Annotated in this window: 16 protein-coding genes; 9 read left to right on the top strand and 7 right to left on the bottom strand. The window is 66.4% G+C overall.

Annotated elements, in window-relative coordinates; genetic code table 11:
• Position 1: 1 nt before the first annotated feature.
• From SOM26_RS01425 to glmU, 3 genes are all read right to left on the bottom strand, one after another.
• Entirely contained in the window at positions 2 to 1,855 is a 1,854-nt protein-coding gene (locus SOM26_RS01425) for an EAL domain-containing protein (protein WP_320450947.1), read from the bottom strand.
• A 79-nt stretch (positions 1,856 to 1,934) separates the two neighbouring features.
• The gene (gene glmS, locus SOM26_RS01420; protein ID WP_320450946.1) at positions 1,935 to 3,758 is read right to left on the bottom strand and encodes a glutamine--fructose-6-phosphate transaminase (isomerizing); all 1,824 of its coding nucleotides are present in this window, start codon (positions 3,756 to 3,758) and stop codon (positions 1,935 to 1,937) included.
• Positions 3,759 to 3,762: 4 nt separating this feature from the next.
• A complete protein-coding gene (glmU, locus tag SOM26_RS01415; protein ID WP_320450945.1) occupies positions 3,763 to 5,127 on the bottom strand; it encodes a bifunctional UDP-N-acetylglucosamine diphosphorylase/glucosamine-1-phosphate N-acetyltransferase GlmU in 1,365 nt (454 codons plus the stop codon).
• Between the two features lie 62 nt (positions 5,128 to 5,189).
• Between glmU and SOM26_RS01410 the strand changes: the two genes are divergently transcribed.
• Complete coding sequence (locus tag SOM26_RS01410) at positions 5,190 to 5,882, top strand: HAD-IA family hydrolase (RefSeq protein WP_320450944.1); 693 nt, start codon at positions 5,190 to 5,192, stop codon at positions 5,880 to 5,882.
• Here SOM26_RS01410 and SOM26_RS01405 read toward each other — a convergent pair.
• From SOM26_RS01405 to SOM26_RS01390, 4 genes are read right to left on the bottom strand one after another with little or no spacing between them, the layout of a single operon-like run.
• Complete coding sequence (locus SOM26_RS01405; protein WP_320450943.1) at positions 5,842 to 6,858, bottom strand: nucleotidyltransferase domain-containing protein; 1,017 nt, start codon at positions 6,856 to 6,858, stop codon at positions 5,842 to 5,844. The two genes, SOM26_RS01410 and SOM26_RS01405, sit on opposite strands and share 41 nt — an antisense overlap.
• Entirely contained in the window at positions 6,855 to 7,700 is an 846-nt protein-coding gene (locus SOM26_RS01400; protein WP_320450942.1) for an HprK-related kinase A, read from the bottom strand. The genes SOM26_RS01405 and SOM26_RS01400 overlap by 4 nt, the downstream gene beginning before the upstream one ends.
• Positions 7,697 to 7,975, bottom strand: coding sequence for an HPr-rel-A system PqqD family peptide chaperone (locus tag SOM26_RS01395; protein ID WP_320450941.1), 279 nt, complete (start codon positions 7,973 to 7,975; stop codon positions 7,697 to 7,699). Before SOM26_RS01395 ends, SOM26_RS01400 begins: the two co-directional genes overlap by 4 nt.
• A 4-nt stretch (positions 7,976 to 7,979) precedes the next feature.
• Positions 7,980 to 8,441 (bottom strand): hypothetical protein, encoded by a 462-nt coding sequence (locus SOM26_RS01390; protein ID WP_320450940.1) that lies wholly within the window; start codon positions 8,439 to 8,441, stop codon positions 7,980 to 7,982.
• A 148-nt stretch (positions 8,442 to 8,589) separates the two neighbouring features.
• On the opposite strand from SOM26_RS01390, the gene SOM26_RS01385 reads away from it, so the two are divergent.
• The 8 genes from SOM26_RS01385 to SOM26_RS01350 all read left to right on the top strand — a co-directional run bounded on the left by SOM26_RS01385 (position 8,590) and on the right by SOM26_RS01350 (position 16,244).
• Positions 8,590 to 9,831, top strand: coding sequence for a sensor histidine kinase (locus SOM26_RS01385; RefSeq protein WP_320450939.1), 1,242 nt, complete (start codon positions 8,590 to 8,592; stop codon positions 9,829 to 9,831).
• A 77-nt stretch (positions 9,832 to 9,908) separates the two neighbouring features.
• Positions 9,909 to 10,955 (top strand): substrate-binding domain-containing protein, encoded by a 1,047-nt coding sequence (locus tag SOM26_RS01380; protein WP_320451261.1) that lies wholly within the window; start codon positions 9,909 to 9,911, stop codon positions 10,953 to 10,955.
• On the top strand, positions 10,952 to 12,328 hold the full coding sequence (gene pstC / locus SOM26_RS01375; RefSeq protein WP_320450938.1) for a phosphate ABC transporter permease subunit PstC: 1,377 nt from the start codon (positions 10,952 to 10,954) through the stop codon (positions 12,326 to 12,328). Before SOM26_RS01380 ends, pstC begins: the two co-directional genes overlap by 4 nt.
• A 40-nt stretch (positions 12,329 to 12,368) precedes the next feature.
• Entirely contained in the window at positions 12,369 to 13,583 is a 1,215-nt protein-coding gene (gene pstA / locus SOM26_RS01370) for a phosphate ABC transporter permease PstA (protein ID WP_320450937.1), read from the top strand.
• Positions 13,577 to 14,341, top strand: coding sequence for a phosphate ABC transporter ATP-binding protein PstB (gene pstB, locus SOM26_RS01365; protein ID WP_320451260.1), 765 nt, complete (start codon positions 13,577 to 13,579; stop codon positions 14,339 to 14,341). Before pstA ends, pstB begins: the two co-directional genes overlap by 7 nt.
• Positions 14,342 to 14,352: 11 nt before the next feature.
• Entirely contained in the window at positions 14,353 to 15,036 is a 684-nt protein-coding gene (gene phoU, locus SOM26_RS01360) for a phosphate signaling complex protein PhoU (protein ID WP_320450936.1), read from the top strand.
• A gap of 13 nt (positions 15,037 to 15,049) precedes the next feature.
• Positions 15,050 to 15,742, top strand: coding sequence for a phosphate regulon transcriptional regulator PhoB (gene phoB / locus SOM26_RS01355; protein WP_058715109.1), 693 nt, complete (start codon positions 15,050 to 15,052; stop codon positions 15,740 to 15,742).
• A gap of 118 nt (positions 15,743 to 15,860) precedes the next feature.
• Entirely contained in the window at positions 15,861 to 16,244 is a 384-nt protein-coding gene (locus SOM26_RS01350; RefSeq protein ID WP_320450935.1) for a hypothetical protein, read from the top strand.
• Positions 16,245 to 16,252: the final 8 nt, after the last annotated feature.

Genomic DNA, 16,252 nt, shown 5'->3' with positions numbered 1-16,252 from the left:
CTCAGTACCGCGCACCGACCGCCAGTGCGGGCTCTGTATGATCGCCGCCCGGCAGCGGCAGGACGCGCCGCGTCGCCAGTTCGCGGGCTTCGACCGCAGGAACCGGGCAGGAAAATAGAAAACCCTGCAGATGGCTGGCGCCTGCGACGCGCAGCGCCTGGGCCTGGGCCTCCGTCTCGACCCCCTCGGCCACCACGCCCAGTCCCAGCGCGCGGCCGAGATGGATGATCGAATGGACGATCGCGGCAGACTCGCGCTCGCGGCCCATGCCGTCGATGAAGCTGCGGTCGATCTTCAGGCAGTCGAGGGCGAACTTGCGGATGTTATAGAGGCTGGAATAGCCCGTGCCGAAGTCGTCGAGCGCAATACGGAAGCCAAGCTTCCGCAACGCGCACAGCGTCTGCGAGGCACGTTCGGCATCGTCGAAAATGGCCGTCTCGGTTATCTCGATCTGGACACGGCCGGGTTCGACCCCGGCACGACGAACGCTGTCCATGACATGCGCGACGAAATGAGAGCGCCGGAATTGCACCGGGCTGAAGTTCACCGATACATATTGGCCCGGCCAATGCTGCAACTCGGCTAGAGCATGGTCCAGCACCCAGTCGCCCAGTTCGTGGATCAGGTGGCTTTCCTCGGCGATCGGGATGAAGATCGCCGGACTGACGGGGCCATGATCCGTCGTCGTCCAACGCACCAATGCCTCGAACCCGGCAATTTCCAGATCGCCGCGCCCGACGATCGGCTGGAAGGCCAGGCTAAGCTCGTCGTTCGCGATCGCACTGGCCAATCCGGCCTCGATCCCCCGCCGGACCCGGATGCTCTCGTCCATCCCTTCGTCAAATACCCGGACGACCCCGCGCCCCGAACGCTTGGCATCGTTCAAGGCCATGTCGGCCTGCCGCACCAGATCGGTCGGGTCGCGTTCGACACCCTCCCCGCTCATCACCAGTCCGCATGAAGCACCACAGCGGACGGCATGGCCCAGAATGTTGAAGCTGGTCGCACAGGCCGACACGATCCGCTCGCAGGCCGTAATCGCCTGCTCCTCATTCTCCGCATCGAAGAAGAGGCCGAATTCATCACCGCCCAGCCGGGCCACCAGGGCGTCGCGCGGTGCGTGGCGGTGGATCATCGCGCAAACCTCGCGGATCAGTTCGTCACCCGCCAGATGGCCCAGCGTGTCGTTGACCAGCTTGAACCGGTCGAGATCGATCATGCCGGTGACGAATGGACCCGGCCGCCGTCCCCGCTCCTGCAGCCCGCGCAGAAACGCCACGCGGTTGGGCGCATCGGTCAGCGCGTCGTGCATCGCGATATGCATGGCGCGATTTTCATTGGCCGCCAGCTCGGCGGTCTTTTCCTCAAGCGTGACCACCTGTGCCGCCAGCATCGCGCGCGCCGCCGCCAATTCGCGGTCATTGTCCCAGCGGTGGCACAGCGCGATCGCCATCTGCGTGACCTCGGCCAACTGGAACGGCTTGGCGATGTAGAAGATCTTGTCGGCGGGGCCGGCCACCCGGCTGATATCGGCGGGCGAGAAGTCAGTATAGCCGGTGACGATGACCAGATGGATGTCGGGGTCGAGCGCGCGAATACGCCGCGCGGTTTCACGCCCATCGATCCCCGGCGGCATGCGAATATCGATAAAGGCGACCTTGAAGGGATTGCCCTCCGACATGGCCTTTTCGACCGCTGCGACGGCCTCCGCGCCCTGATAACAGTGATGCGGACGAAACGCACGGGTGTCACCGCCATGCTCGACCGGATCGCGATGATCCGTCGTGCAATCCCAGAAACAGTAGGAATAGGTTTCGTGAACGGCCGGTTCGTCGTCAACAATCAGAATACGCATCCGGCCACCATCATTCCAACATCATGCAATCGTTGGAAGGATAGTGGCCGAAGATACTTAAAGTGACGTAAATGGACAGTTATTCGACCGTAACGCTCTTGGCGAGGTTGCGCGGCTGGTCGACATCCGTGCCCTTGGCGACCGCCACATGATAGGCGAGCAGCTGGACCGGCACCGCATAGACGATCGGCGCGATCAGCGGATGCACCTTGGGCATGGTGATGGTGGCGATGCAGCCATCACCCGCCGCCTCGATCCCGTCATAGTCGGAGATCAGGATAACCTTGCCGCCGCGCGCCTGCACCTCCTGCATGTTTGAGACGGTCTTCTCGAACAGGGGGCCCGACGGGGCGATGACGATGACTGGGACATGCTCGTCGATCAGCGCGATCGGACCGTGCTTCATCTCGCCCGCCGCATAACCTTCGGCGTGGATGTAGCTGATTTCCTTCAACTTCAGCGCGCCTTCCAGCGCCAGCGGATAGTCGGTGCCACGGCCGAGATACAGCACGTCGCGCGCACCGGCGACCGTGCCCGCCATGCCCTCAATCGCCTCGTCATAAGCCAGCGCGCCGTTGATAGCGGCGGGCGCTTCGGCGAGGTGGCGGACGAGCTGCTTCTCCTCCTCGACCGACAGCCGCCCCTTGGCCTTGGCGAGGTTGGCGGCGAGTGCGGCCAGAACGCTGAGCTGGCAGGTAAAGGCCTTGGTCGAGGCGACGCCGATCTCCGGCCCGGCATGGGTCGGCAACAGCAGGTCGGCCTCACGCGCCATCGAGCTGGTCGGTACGTTGACCACGGCGGCGATCGTCTGCCCCTCGGCCTTGGCATGGCGCAACGCGGCCAGCGTATCGGCGGTCTCGCCCGACTGGCTGATGACGATCATCAGGCCCCCCGGCTCCATGACCGGCGCGCGGTAGCGGAATTCGGACGCCACATCCAAATCGACGGGAACCCGTGCAAACTGCTCGAACCAGTATTTGGCGACCATGCCCGCATAGAAGCTGGTGCCGCAGGCGACGATGGTGACCCGCTTGATACCCGACAGGTCGAAGTCGGGAATGGGCAACACGACCTTGCCTTCCAGCCGCTGGAGATACGAGCGGAGCGTCTGGGCGACGACGATCGGCTGCTCGTAGATTTCCTTCTGCATGAAATGGCGGTGATTGCCCTTGTCGATCAGCGCCCCAGTGACGCCCGACAGGGTGACGGGCCGGTCGACAGGCGTATTGTCGCGGTCATAGACCTGCGCGCCCTCACGGGTGCAGACGACCCAGTCGCCCTCGTCCAGATAGGCGATACGCTGGGTCAGCGGCGCGAGGGCGAGCGCGTCCGAGCCCAGATAGGTCTCGTCGTCGCCGTACCCCACGACCAGCGGCGAACCGAGCCGCGCGCCGATCAGCATGTCGGGCCGATCACGGAACAGGATCGCCAGCGCGAAAGCACCGTGCAGGCGCGGCAGCACCTCGCGAACGGCGGCGACGGGGTCGAGGCCCTGTTCCACCTTTTCGCTGACCAGGTGTGCCACGACCTCGGTGTCCGTCTCGCTGGTGAAGACGCGGCCGCGGCCGATCAATTCGTCGCGCAGCGCCTTGAAGTTCTCGATGATACCGTTGTGGACGACCGCGACGTGATCGGTCGCATGCGGATGGGCATTGTTGGTCGTCGGGCCACCATGCGTCGCCCAGCGCGTATGCGCGATGCCGATCGAGCCGGGCAGCGGGTGCGCCGCCAGTTCCTTGGCCAGATTGACCAATTTGCCCGACGCACGCCGACGCTCGATCGCGCCATGGTCGATCGTCGCGATGCCGGCCGAGTCATAGCCGCGATATTCCAGGCGACGCAGCCCGTCGAGCAGACGCTCGGCAACGTCGTCACCGCCCAGGATTCCCACGATACCGCACATAGTCTTACTCCCCAGCCTTCTTTGCGGCCTTCTTGGCCGTCATCATGTCTCGAAAACGCTTCGCCCAGCCCGGCTTGGTCTGGCGTTCGGCGCGGACCAGCGCGAGCGCGTCCGCCTCGACGTCGCTCGTCACCACGGCCCCTGCCCCCACGATCGCACCTGCACCGATGGTGACCGGCGCGACCAGCGCGGAGTTGGATCCGATAAAGGCCCCCTCGCCGATCACCGTCTTGTACTTCAGGAACCCGTCATAGTTGCAGGTGATGGTGCCTGCGCCGATATTGGCCCCCGCGCCCACTTCGGCATCGCCCAGATAGGTCAGGTGATTGGCTTTCGCGCCGGGGCCGAGAACGGCCTTCTTCATTTCGACGAAGTTGCCGACCCGCGCGCCTTCGCGCACGTCGGCACCAGGGCGCAGACGGGCATAGGGGCCGATATCGGCACCGGTCGCGACGGTCGCTCCTTCCAGATGGCTGAAGGCGTGGATGGTCACGCCATCGCCGACATGGACGCCGGGGCCGAAGACGACGTGCGGCTCGATGACCACGTCACGCCCGATACGCGTATCATGCGCGAACCATACCGTATCCGGCGCGATCAACGTCGCCCCCTCGGCCATGGCCAGCGCACGGCGGCGGACCTGCCAGTCGCCCTCGACCACCGCCAGTTCAGCGCGGCTGTTGACGCCCGCGACCTCGCTCGCGTCCGTCTCGATCACCGCCGAATGACGGCCATCGGCCGCTGCCAGCATGACGATATCGGGCAGATAATATTCCCCGGCCGCATTGTCGTTGCCGACCCGGTCGAGCAGGCCAAAGAGATCCGCAGAGCGGACCGCCATCAGGCCGGAATTGCACAGCGTGACCGCGCGCTCCTGGCTGCTGGCATCCTTGAACTCGACCATCCGGTCGATCCGGCCGCTGGCGTCGGCCACGACCCGGCCATAGGCGGCGGGATCGGCGGGGCGGAAGCCCAGCACCACGGCCGCAGGCGCATCGTCCTGGCCGAGTCGGCCGATCATCGCCTGCATCGTCCGTGCCTCGACCAGCGGCACGTCGCCATAGAGGATCAGGACATCGCCATCGAAACCCGCCAAGGCCTCGCGCGCCTGGGCGACGGCGTGCCCCGTGCCCAGCTGTTCCGCTTGCAACGCGGTGCCTACGCCGAGCGGCGTGACGGCTGCCTCGACCTGCTCGCGTCCGGCCCCGGTGACCACGACCATGCGCTCGGGCGACAATTGCTTCACGCTGTCGATCAGGTGAAGCAGCATCGCGCGTCCGGCGATCGGGTGAAGAACCTTGTGCAGGTTCGACTTCATGCGGGTGCCCTTGCCCGCGGCAAGGATGATGGCGGCGATCGGTCTCGTCATGATGGTTGCGCCTGCCATGAAATTCGGGCCATTGCCAGCGCGAGGCTGCACCGGAACGAGACATGGACGTCAATTCATCGCAGGGTTTTCCCTTCGCCATCATCGGGTTCGACCTGGACGGTACGCTGCTCGACACCAGCGGCGACCTTGCCGCAGCGGTCAATCACGCGCTCGCCTCGATCGGCCGCCCCGCGTTGAGCGTCGAGGCCGTCAAGCCGATGATCGGCGGAGGCGCACGGGCGATGCTGAAACACGGGCTGGACGCGACCGGCGGTTATGACGAGACGACGCTCGACACGTTGCACCACCGGCTTCTCGCCTATTACGAGGCCCATCTGGCGGTGCACACCGCGCCCTTTCCCGGCGCACTTGCCGCGCTGGACGAATTGGCGGCGCGTGGTGTCCGCCTCGGCATCATGACGAACAAGCTCGAGCGTTTTGCACGGTCGATCCTGGACTCGCTGGGGCTGACGGCCCGGTTCGATACGATCATCGGGGGGGATACGCTGGGTGTCGCCAAGCCATCGCCAATCCCTATCCAAGCGCTGGTCGCGCAGTGCGGTGGCGGGACGGCCGCCTTTGTCGGTGACTCGATCTTCGATGTCGAGGCGGCCCGTGCCGCCGGACTGCCCGTCGTCGCCTGCTCCTTCGGATTTCTAAGCCAGCCGGTCGAGACGCTCGGCGCCGATGCGGTCATCGACGGCTATGACGCGCTCATTCCGACGCTGGCGCGGCTTTCCCCTTCCGCCACTTGATCCACAGGTGCCGGGCGAGAAGCGGTAGCGGCATACGGATGGCGTGCGAACGGATGTAGAAAGCCGTGCGCGTCAGTCGCCGTCGCTCGCGCGCCCAACCGTCGCGTGCCGTCATCCGCCGCCGATAAAGCTTGTCGGTGGCGTTCAGCTTGTGCCAGGCATCCGGCACGGCGGTGCCGTAGAGCGCATGGCTCAACCGCAAAGCCCGGCCGACCGCGCTCGACAGGCCGTGATGCCGGGCACGCTCCTTCAGTCCGGCCATCCCCCGTTCCTCGATCAGCGCATGGATATCCCAGAGGTTGCGCAGGCCCCCGCTCAACTCGCCATCGGCGAACAGATGGGCTGCGGCGTGGACGATCATATCGGTATGGCATAGCGTCGCCAATCCGCCCGCCAGCATCTCGGCATCGGCGATCAGCGCCTCGGCATCAGGCTTAGGGCGCGCCGTCGGCGGCAGGATGGTGTGGTGCACATCGACCATATGCCCCCGCTCGCCATGAACCAGTGGCGGCAATTCGTGCATCCATCGCCGATAATAAAGGTCGTCATAGGGATCGGATTTCAGCCACTCCCAACCCGCATCGAGCAGATAGGCTTCGGCCCTATCGAGCAGGGCGTGCGGCAACAGGATATCGCAATCGCCGATCCCACGCCCCCGTCCGGCGGCAAGTCCGGCCGCGACGAAGGCCGTGCCCTTGAGCAGGATCACCGGATGGCCCAGCGGCGCCAGGGTAAGGGCGATCCGGTTCGCTTCCCACAGGGCGGCACGGCGGACCTGTTCGGCTTCGTCCTTCGCATCCGCCAGGACGGCCGCCACGACGGCGGGCAATCTCCGCCCGTCCAGTCGATAGGCCAGCGTGCCCAGCAACGTCTCGGCGCGCGCGACCGCCAGGATTTGCGTCCACGCGCCGAGGGGGATCGCTGCCGATCCCTCAGGGTGGCGGAGCAGGTCGATCAGAGCCTCGACCGCGTTCACAGCCTGCTCCAGATCGATTCGACCGCCGCGACCCCGCTCTCGCCATCGGGGTAGTCCAGGGCAACGGCGGGCACCTCCGACCGAAGCCTGGTCAGCGCCCGGAACCCGGCCTCACCTAACGCGACATAGTTGGTCGATGCCTGGGTCAGGCGGACGAACGTCTCGGTCGGGGCCATGCCGTGGAGCGCCAATGGCTGGCCGAACCGGGGAAAGATCAACAGGGCGGGACGCGCGGGCACGTCCATCGCTGCGATCGCCGCACTGTCGGGAGCGACGTGGCGGACTTCGCCCTTGGGCGTGCCGGACTGGCGCGGCCCCGTCAGGCTGTCGGATGGAATGACGCCGAGGCTCTCATTCTTCAAACTGATCGGTCGGGGGAAAGGATGGGCCCAGCCGCTGACCGGGTCGATCAATGCGAATTCATCCCCCAGAAAGCGCCAGCCACGCTGCGACAGCATCAGTGCCAGCGTCGACTTGCCCGCGCCCGACACCCCGCTGAGCAGGACGGCCCGGTCGCCGCGTGCAACGACCGCCGCATGGAGCAGGAGGTGACGGCGATGGCCCAACGCGACCTGAAGGTTCATCCCCATCTCGGCCGCAAGCAGCCCCTGCGCCAACGGCAGCGGAGCCGAGTCTGGCAGGTTATAGTCACCTAATGTCCGCACTGATGGCCGAAGCCACCGCCGCAAGGGCGACGTCGCCTCCAGCCGGACGGTATAGTCGGCGAAATCCGGTCGCGGATAATCCCGGTAAAGCGCATCGAGGGCCGCGATCGGCGCGTGCCAGTCCGATCCGATCCGGAAACCGACCGGACCGACCCGCAAGAAGATCTGGTGCCTCACAGGCGATCGACGAGCCCTGCCGCCTCCAGTTCGTCCAGCCGCGCCTGCAACATCTCGATCCCTTCGACTGCGTCGAGTTCATATTGCCCGGCCAGCCGGTCCAACAATGCGGCTGCATCCAGCGGTTCATCCGCCAGCGCCTCCAAAATCTGCGGCGCGGGCTCGTTCAGCAGATGGGTGATGCCCGACGGACGATGGAAAACCGCCGTGAAGATATCGAGCGGCTCGACGATCAGCAGCGCCTCGTCCGCCGCGCGGTAGCGCGGACCGGGCACGGCGTCAGTGCCGGGGATTCTGTACGGACAGGAAGCAGGTATAGCCGCTCTGCCCCATTTTCAGCTTCTTGATATATGCCAGATAGGCCTTGGTACTGTTTGCGGTCGCACCGGGCAGATTGGAGCCCTGGAACATCGCTCGGGACACCTCCGCGCCCGTAAAAGGGCGAGCGGGTGGCGGAAAGGGGCCCAGCCCGGTGATCGGCCCCAACAGGCTCGGAGGTGCGAGCGAGCCGTCGCTGGCGATATATTTTCCCGAATTGCCGGGGTCCGGCACCGGGATCTGACAGTTCTGGACCGATCCCGTCGTCTGCGCCAGCGCCGGACGGATCGCGACGACCGCACTCGCGCCGACAGCGCCCAGCATCAGCGTCCGGCGGCTCGTCGCGCTCGACGGCGTCGCGGAGGCAGGCTTGGCGGCCGGTTCCTCGGGCAGCTGGCCCTGATCGATAGGCATGTCATCCATGTCTATGCGATGTCCCATATTCGCTGCCCGCCGACAAGAAGCTGTGCGCTGCCCGGGACTTCCCAAAGCTGGATCGAAATTTCGACCCCCGGTCGGCCGTGCGAGCGGAGGAAGACAGACGCCCCGACGACCGTTACATCGACACCTCATGGGATTCGGCATTCGCACCTTATGGGCCGTGGTGGTGGTGGTGATCGCCGCACTGGTCGTCTTTCTGAGCGCGGGGCCGGGGCCAGCGATCATCACGCTGGTCGGCGGGATCGCCGCTGCCCTGGTCGCCAGCGAAGGCGTGCCGAACGAACCCGATGGCGAGCCCATGCCGGAGCAGGACGCCGCCCTGCCGCCGCTGCTGGAGGAAGCCCTGGACGCCATCGTCGAGCCGGTCCTGCTGATCGAAAAGGGCCGGGTGATCCTGGCTAACCACTCCGCGCGGACGCTGCTCGGCGGGCATATCGTGGGCGAGGATGCCCGCGTCGCCATCCGCCACCCTGCCGCCGCGGAACGCCTGCTCGCGCGGGATGGCATGACCGACCCCAATCATCCCATCTCGCTGGTCGGGCTGGGTTCGCTTGAGCAGCGCTGGGAAATGCGGATCGCGGATACCAGCAGCGGCCAGCGCATCGTCCATCTGATCGACCAGACCGCGCACGACGTCGCCGAGCGGATGCGCGTCGATTTCGTCGCCAATGCCAGCCACGAACTGCGCACCCCCCTCGCCTCGATCCTCGGCTTTATCGAAACGCTGGGCGACGAGGCGGGCGAGGATGCCGAGATCCGTGCACGCTTCTTGAAGGTGATGTTCGACGAGGCGCGGCGGATGCAACGCCTCGTCGAGGATCTGATCTCGCTCAGCCGAATCGAGGCGGACAAATATCGCCAGCCGGCCCAGCCCGTCGACATGAGCGATCTGGTCGAACATGTCTGGGACGAATTCCTCGACTCCGGATCGCCCCGCGCCGATGACATCGCGTGCGAACTGGCGCCCGACCTGCCACCGATTGCGGGAGACCGGGCGCAACTGTCGCAGATGCTGCACAATCTGATCGGCAACGCGATGAAATATGGTCGAGCGAAGACGCCCGTCCGCGTGATCCTGGAACGCGACGGCCCCATGCTGAAGCTGGCCGTCGTGGATCGCGGCGAAGGCATCGCGGCCAGCCACATCCCCCGCCTGACCGAGCGCTTCTACAGGGTCGACTCCGGGCGCAGCCGCAGCATCGGCGGCACCGGGCTGGGCCTCGCGATCGTCAAGCACATCGTCGAGCGGCATCGCGGCAAGCTGGAGATCGCCAGCGAAGTCGGCGTCGGCACCACCTTCACGGTGCGTCTGCCGACGCTCAAAACCGCCGACCGACCCGTTTCCGAGGGCAGTGTCACAAAACCACAATAAAAATGTCACACGGGGGTCCGGTGAGCATGGCAGCGCCGGTTCGCAACCACGATGTTCGCCCTCTTCCAAGGAACATGATGCGCCTGCCCTGCCTTCTCGCCGCGATGTTCGCGCTGGCGGCCTGCCACGATCAGGCCAATGGCGGCGGCGCGGGCGTGCGTGAGCAGATCACGGCGGTCGGATCGTCCACCGTCTATCCTTTCACCACGATCATTGCCGAACGGTTCGTGGCCGCCGATCCGGAGGCCAAGGCGCCGGTGATCGAGTCGACCGGCACGGGCGCGGGCATGAAGCTGTTCTGCGCCGGGATCGGCGCCGCGCATCCCGATCTGGAAGATGCGTCGCGTCGGATGAAGGCCAGCGAATATCGCGAGTGCGCCGCGCACGGCGCGCCTGAACTGCTCGAGATCCAGATCGGCATCGACGGCATCGCCTTCGCCGAATCGAAGCGCGGGCCGCGCATGGCGCTAACTACCGTCGATCTCTACCGCGCCCTGTCGGCCCATCCGGGCGGCAAGCCCAATCAGGCACGGACCTGGGCCGACGTGAACCCTGCGCTGCCCGCCATTCCGATCCAGGTCTATGGCCCGCCAGCGACCAGCGGCACGCGTGATGCGCTCGCCGAGCTGATCCTGATGAAAGGATGCGATGCGGTGGAACCGGGGGCCATCGCGCTCAGCCGCCGCGATCCCGATGCGCACCGCCTGCTCTGCGCCCGCGTGCGCGAGGATGGCGCGTATATCGACGCGGGTGAGAACGACAATCTCATCGTCCAGAAGCTCCAGGCCAACCCGGACGCACTGGGTGTATTCGGTTATTCCTATCTCGAGGAAAATCGCCAGACCGTGGACGGGGTTGCGATCGACGGGGTCAAGCCGACCTATGCCGCCATCGCCGCCGATCGCTATCCCGGCTCCCGCCCGCTCTATGTCTATGTGAAGAAGGCGCATCTCGACGCCATTCCGGGCCTGCGCGCCTTTCTGCGGCTCTATGCGGCGAATTGGGGCAAGGACGGGCCGCTGGTCCGGCGTGGCCTGATCGCGTCTCCCGCAGCGATCGAGGCGCGATCGCGGGCGATTATCATGCGGGAAATCCCGCTCGACCCGGCGACGTTGCCGTCATGAACGGTGCGATCCTCCTGATCCTGATCGTCGGGCTGGGCGTCATCGCCTGGGCGACCACCCGGATGCGTGCGCTCGGCTTCCGGCACGGCGCGGCCGCGCGGGTCAGTTCGCTGCCGCACCATCACGGCTGGTATGTCGCGCTGTGGACCGTCCTTCCCCCGCTGCTGTTCCTGGCGGTCTGGGCGGCGACCTCGCCCGCCCTCGTGACCGATACGGTGCTTGGCACCCCCGCCGCGGCGCATTTGCCCCCGCCGGGGTTCGAACGCGCCGCCATTCTGTCCGAGGCCCGCGCCTTGGCGAGTGGACGGGCACACGGCGCCTTCCATGCCCTGTCCCGCGTACTGGCACCGGCCTATGCCCGCGCGCAGGCCCGGTTCGACTGGATAGCGACCGCCATCGTCGTCCTGCTAGCCCTGGCGAGCGGCGCCTATGCCTACTTGCGCGTGCGTCCCGATTTTTCGGCCCGGACGCGGATCGAACGGGTGGTCCTTGGCCTGCTGCTCGGCGCGTCGTTGATCGCGATCCTGACCACGGCGGGGATCGTCGCCTCGCTGCTTTATGAAGCGGGCCGCTTCTTCTCGGTCGTACCGGTCACCGACTTCCTGTTCGGCACACATTGGAGCCCGCAGGTGATCGACCCGCGCGATCCCGGTGCATCGCTGGGCGCGGTGCCGTTGTTCTGGGGCACCTTTTTCATCGGTGCGATCATCGCCATGGCGGTGGCCATTCCGTTCGGGCTGATGAGCGCCATCTACCTGACCCAATATGCCGCCCCCCGCGCGCGCCGGATCATGAAACCCGTGCTCGAAGTGCTCGCGGGCATACCGACGGTCGTCTACGGCTATTTCGCCGCGCTGACCGTCGCCCCGGCCGTTCGCCAGTTCGCGGTGTCGATCGGCATCGACTGGGCCTCGTCCGAAAGCGCGCTGGCCGCTGGGCTCGTCATGGGGGTGATGATCATTCCCTTCGTCTCGTCCATGGCGGACGACAGCCTGGCGGCAGTGCCCAGCGCCATGCGCGACGGCAGCCTGGCGATGGGGGCGACCCCGTCGGAGACGATCACCCGCGTCATGCTGCCCGCCGCCCTGCCCGGCGTCGTCGGCGGAGTCCTGCTCGCCGTCAGTCGTGCGATCGGCGAGACCATGATCGTCGTCATGGCGGCGAGCGGCGTCGCCACCCTGACCGCCAATCCCTTTGCCAGCACGACCACCGTCACCCGTCAGATTGTCGATCTGCTGACGGGCGAAGCGGAGTTCGACAGCCCGAAGACGCTTGCCGCCTTCGCGCTCGGCCTGACGCTGTTCGTCATTACCCTTCTCCTCAACATCGTCGCGCTCAGCGTGGTGAAGCGGTACCGGGAAAGCTATGAATAGCGCACCGCCGCCTGCACCCCGAAAGTGGGACAGCCCGGCCATGGCCCGGCGGTTGCGACGTCGCTATGCCGCCGAGCGCCGTTTCAGGCGGCTGGGTGCGGCGGCCGTCGCCTTGTCCGCCGCGTTCCTGGCGTTCCTGCTCGTCACCATGCTCGCGCAAGGGCTTCGCGGCTTTACCGAGACGCGGGTCACGCTGCCCGTCGATCTGGCCGCCGCGCAACTACCGATCGAGCCCGCCCGCCTGAAGGGGCGTGGCGCGGATCTGGCGCTGGCCGGATCGGGGCTGGAGGACGCGGTCGATAGCGCCGCGACCATGGCCTTCGGCCCCGACGGAGCGGACCTGCTGTCGCCAAGCGCCTGGATACTCGTGCGCGATGCGGTGAAGGCCGACCCGGCGCTGCTCCGTCGGACGACCCGTTTCTCGCTGCCGATCGCCAGCCGCTATGACGTCGCCGCCAAGGGTAACGGCGCCCCCGATGCGGAGGAGGTGGTCGCGCGGCTGAAGGCGAAGGGCGTGCTCTCGACCGGCTGGGATGTGGGTTTCCTGCGCGATGCCGACGCGACCGATCCGACCGGCGTCGGCATCTGGGGCGCGACCAAGGGTTCGCTCCTCACCATGCTGGTGACGCTGGTCCTCGCCTTCCCGATCGGCGTGTTGGCCGCCCTCTATCTCGAGGAATATGCGCCAAAGAACCGGTGGACCGACATCATCGAGGTGTCGATCAACAATCTGGCGGCGGTGCCGTCGATAATCTTCGGCCTGCTGGGCCTTGCCGTGTTCCTGGGCAGTTTCGGCCTGCCGCGCTCGGCCCCTCTGGTCGGCGGCCTGACGCTGGCGCTGATGACCATGCCGGTCATCGTCATCGCCGCGCGCAACGCGATCAAGGCGGTGCCGCCCTCGATCCGCGACGCCGCGCTGGCGATCGGGGCGTCGCGGGTACAGGTGATCTTTCACCACGTCCTGCCGCTGGCGCTGCCGGGCATCATGACCGGCACGATCATCGGCATGGCGCGCGCGTTGGGAGAGACCGCGCCGCTGTTGATGATCGGCATGCGCGCCTTCATCGCCGCACCCCCGCATGGGCTGACCGATCCGGCGACCGTCCTGCCGGTCCAGATTTTCCTGTGGTCGGATCAGGTGGACCGCGGCTTTATCGAGCGGACATCGGCCGCGATCATCGTCCTTCTCGTCTTCCTGCTCGCGATGAACGGGCTGGCCATCTACCTTCGCAATCGGTTCGAGACACGCTGGTGAGCATTCCCAAGATAAGCGCGCGCAACGTCAGCGTGTCCTATGGCGCCAAGCAGGCGATCCACGACATCTCGATCGACGTCGACATGGATCACGTCATCGCGTTCATCGGCCCGTCGGGCTGTGGCAAATCTACCTTCCTGCGAACGCTCAACCGGATGAACGACACCATCCCCTCGGCGCGCGTCACCGGCGATGTGCGGATCGACGGGCAGGACATCTATGCGCCGGAGATGGACGTGGTGCAGCTTCGCGCCCGCGTCGGCATGGTGTTCCAGAAGCCCAATCCCTTCCCCAAGTCGATCTACGAAAACGTCGCCTATGGCCCGCGCATCCACGGGCTGGCCGGGTCGCGGGCCGAGCTGGACATGATCGTCGAGCGCTCGCTGACGAGGGCCGGGCTCTGGAACGAGGTCAAGGACCGCCTGTCCGAAAGCGGCACCGCGCTGTCGGGTGGCCAGCAGCAGCGACTGTGCATCGCCCGCGCCATCGCGGTCGATCCCGAGGTCATCCTGATGGACGAGCCGTGCAGCGCGCTCGACCCGATCGCGACCGCGCGGATCGAGGAGCTGATCCACGACCTGCGCGGCCGCTACGCCATCGCGATCGTCACCCACAACATGCAGCAGGCCGCCCGCGTCTCGCAGCGTACCGCCTTTTTCCATCTCGGCACCCTGGTCGAGTACGGCAAGACGTCCGACATCTTCACGAACCCGAAGGAAGAGCGGACGAAGGACTATATTACCGGCCGTTACGGCTGAGGACGAGGATCATGGACCACACCGTAAAAGCCTTCGACAACGACATAGGCCGCCTGCGCGGGCTGATCAGCCAGATGGGCGGATTGGCCGAGGAGGCGATCGCCAATGCGATCCGCGCGTTGCAGCGCTCCGACCTGGAACTGGCGCGCAAGGTGCGCGATGACGACAAGGCGATCGACCTGATCGAGGCCGAGGTCGAGCGGCTGGCGGTGCGCACCATCGCGCTGCGGGCGCCGATGGCCAACGACCTGCGCGAGGTCGTCGCGGCGCTGAAGATCGCCAGCGTCGTCGAGCGCATCGGCGATTATGCCAAGAACATCGCCAAGCGCGTGCCGATGATCGAGAGCGAGGACCGGATCGAGCCCGTCTCTATCCTGCCCGCCATGGCCAAGATCGCCTCGGCGATGGTGCATGACGTGCTCGACGCCTTTGCCGCGCGCGATGCCGAGGCGGCGGTGCGGGTCCGCGACAGCGACAACGCGCTCGACGATTTCTACGATTCCATCTTCCGCACGCTCGTCACCCATATGGTCGAGAATCCCAAGACGATCGGGCAGGTCGCGCACCTGCTGTTCATCGCCAAGAATCTCGAACGGATCGGGGACCATGCGACGAACGTCGCGGAGATGGTCTATTTCGCTGCCACCGGCACCCAGATGGGTGAGCGGGATCGCGGCGGCACTCTGCCTTCTTGAGGGAACAGGCATCATGGCACGCGTAAAAATGCTGCTGGTCGAAGACGACGCCGCGCTGGCGGAACTGCTCGTCTTCCACTTCAAGCGCGAGGATTTCGAGGTCACGCACACGCCGGACGGCGAGGAGGCGTTGCTGCTGGCGCGCGAGAGCACGCCCGACATCGTCCTGCTCGACTGGATGGTCGAGGGGATTTCGGGGATCGAGGTCTGCCGCCGCCTCCGCCGCTCGCCCGAGACGGCCAACGTGCCCATCATCATGCTGACCGCGCGCGGCGAGGAAGAGGACCGGGTGCGCGGGCTGGAGACGGGCGCGGACGACTATGTCACCAAGCCTTTCTCTCCGCGCGAACTGGTCGCCCGCGTCGGCGCGGTGCTGCGGCGTGTCCGCCCGGCGCTGGCGGGCGAGGCGCTGACCTATGCCGATATCGAGATGGACACGGTCGGCCACAAGGTCCGCCGCGCAGGCGAGGTCGTTTCGCTCGGGCCGACGGAATTCCGCCTGCTCAAGCATTTCCTCGAGCATCCCGGCTGGGTCTTCTCGCGCGAGCGGCTGCTCGATGCGGTCTGGGGGCATGACTCCGACATCGAGAGCCGTACGGTCGACGTGCATATCCGCCGTCTGCGCAAGGCGATCAATATCGGCGATCGGCCGGACATCATCCGCACCGTCCGCTCGGCGGGCTATTCGCTGGATGCGGGGGGCTGAGCCAGCGACCTGAAAAGCGTGTCAGGATTGGGTCGCTTGCGAAACGAGGGAGCCAAGTGCGGCATTGGGCGTTTCCTCCACGCGCTAACGCACTTGCGCTTCTGAATAGGAGATTCGCATGAAGCTCGTTTTTCTTGCCGCCACCGCGCTGATGGCGACGCCCGCCCTGGCTCAGACCACGACCCAGACCGACACCACCGCCCAGGCGGGTGCCCAGACGGGTACGTCGACCGACGCCACGGCCCAGACCGGCACGTCGACCGACACTGCAACCCCTGGCGCGATGCAGGCCAATGCGGCGGCCTCGGCTGCGACGATGACGGCTGGCGGTTACCAGCCTGCCCAGCCGCCGATGGCCGCACCACCCGCCCCCGGCGCACAGATCGTGTTCCAGCAGGCACCGAGCCCCTCACAAGCCTATCCCGCCCCGGCTCCGCTGAAGAGCTATCCGATCTGCAAAAAGGGTCAGTATGACCAGTGCCGCCAGCGTGGCGGCAATTAAGCCAAAGG

The organism is Sphingomonas sp. CFBP8993 (assembly GCF_034044895.1).
Taxonomy (GTDB): Bacteria; Pseudomonadota; Alphaproteobacteria; order Sphingomonadales; family Sphingomonadaceae; genus Sphingomonas.
This window is presented reverse-complemented; position numbering and strand designations above follow the sequence as displayed.

Bases quoted from the DNA above. Each gene is read 5' to 3' on its own strand.
- SOM26_RS01425 (WP_320450947.1), bottom strand. From the start codon at position 1,855: ATGCGTATTCTGATTGTTGACGACGAACCGGCCGTTCACGAAACCTAT.
- glmS (WP_320450946.1), bottom strand. From the start codon at position 3,758: ATGTGCGGTATCGTGGGAATCCTGGGCGGTGACGACGTTGCCGAGCGT.
- glmU (WP_320450945.1), bottom strand. From the start codon at position 5,127: ATGACGAGACCGATCGCCGCCATCATCCTTGCCGCGGGCAAGGGCACC.
- SOM26_RS01410 (WP_320450944.1), top strand. From the start codon at position 5,190: ATGGACGTCAATTCATCGCAGGGTTTTCCCTTCGCCATCATCGGGTTC.
- SOM26_RS01390 (WP_320450940.1), bottom strand. From the start codon at position 8,441: ATGGATGACATGCCTATCGATCAGGGCCAGCTGCCCGAGGAACCGGCC.
- SOM26_RS01385 (WP_320450939.1), top strand. From the start codon at position 8,590: ATGGGATTCGGCATTCGCACCTTATGGGCCGTGGTGGTGGTGGTGATC.
- SOM26_RS01380 (WP_320451261.1), top strand. From the start codon at position 9,909: ATGCGCCTGCCCTGCCTTCTCGCCGCGATGTTCGCGCTGGCGGCCTGC.
- pstC (WP_320450938.1), top strand. From the start codon at position 10,952: ATGAACGGTGCGATCCTCCTGATCCTGATCGTCGGGCTGGGCGTCATC.
- pstA (WP_320450937.1), top strand. From the start codon at position 12,369: ATGGCCCGGCGGTTGCGACGTCGCTATGCCGCCGAGCGCCGTTTCAGG.
- phoU (WP_320450936.1), top strand. From the start codon at position 14,353: ATGGACCACACCGTAAAAGCCTTCGACAACGACATAGGCCGCCTGCGC.
- phoB (WP_058715109.1), top strand. From the start codon at position 15,050: ATGGCACGCGTAAAAATGCTGCTGGTCGAAGACGACGCCGCGCTGGCG.
- SOM26_RS01350 (WP_320450935.1), top strand. From the start codon at position 15,861: ATGAAGCTCGTTTTTCTTGCCGCCACCGCGCTGATGGCGACGCCCGCC.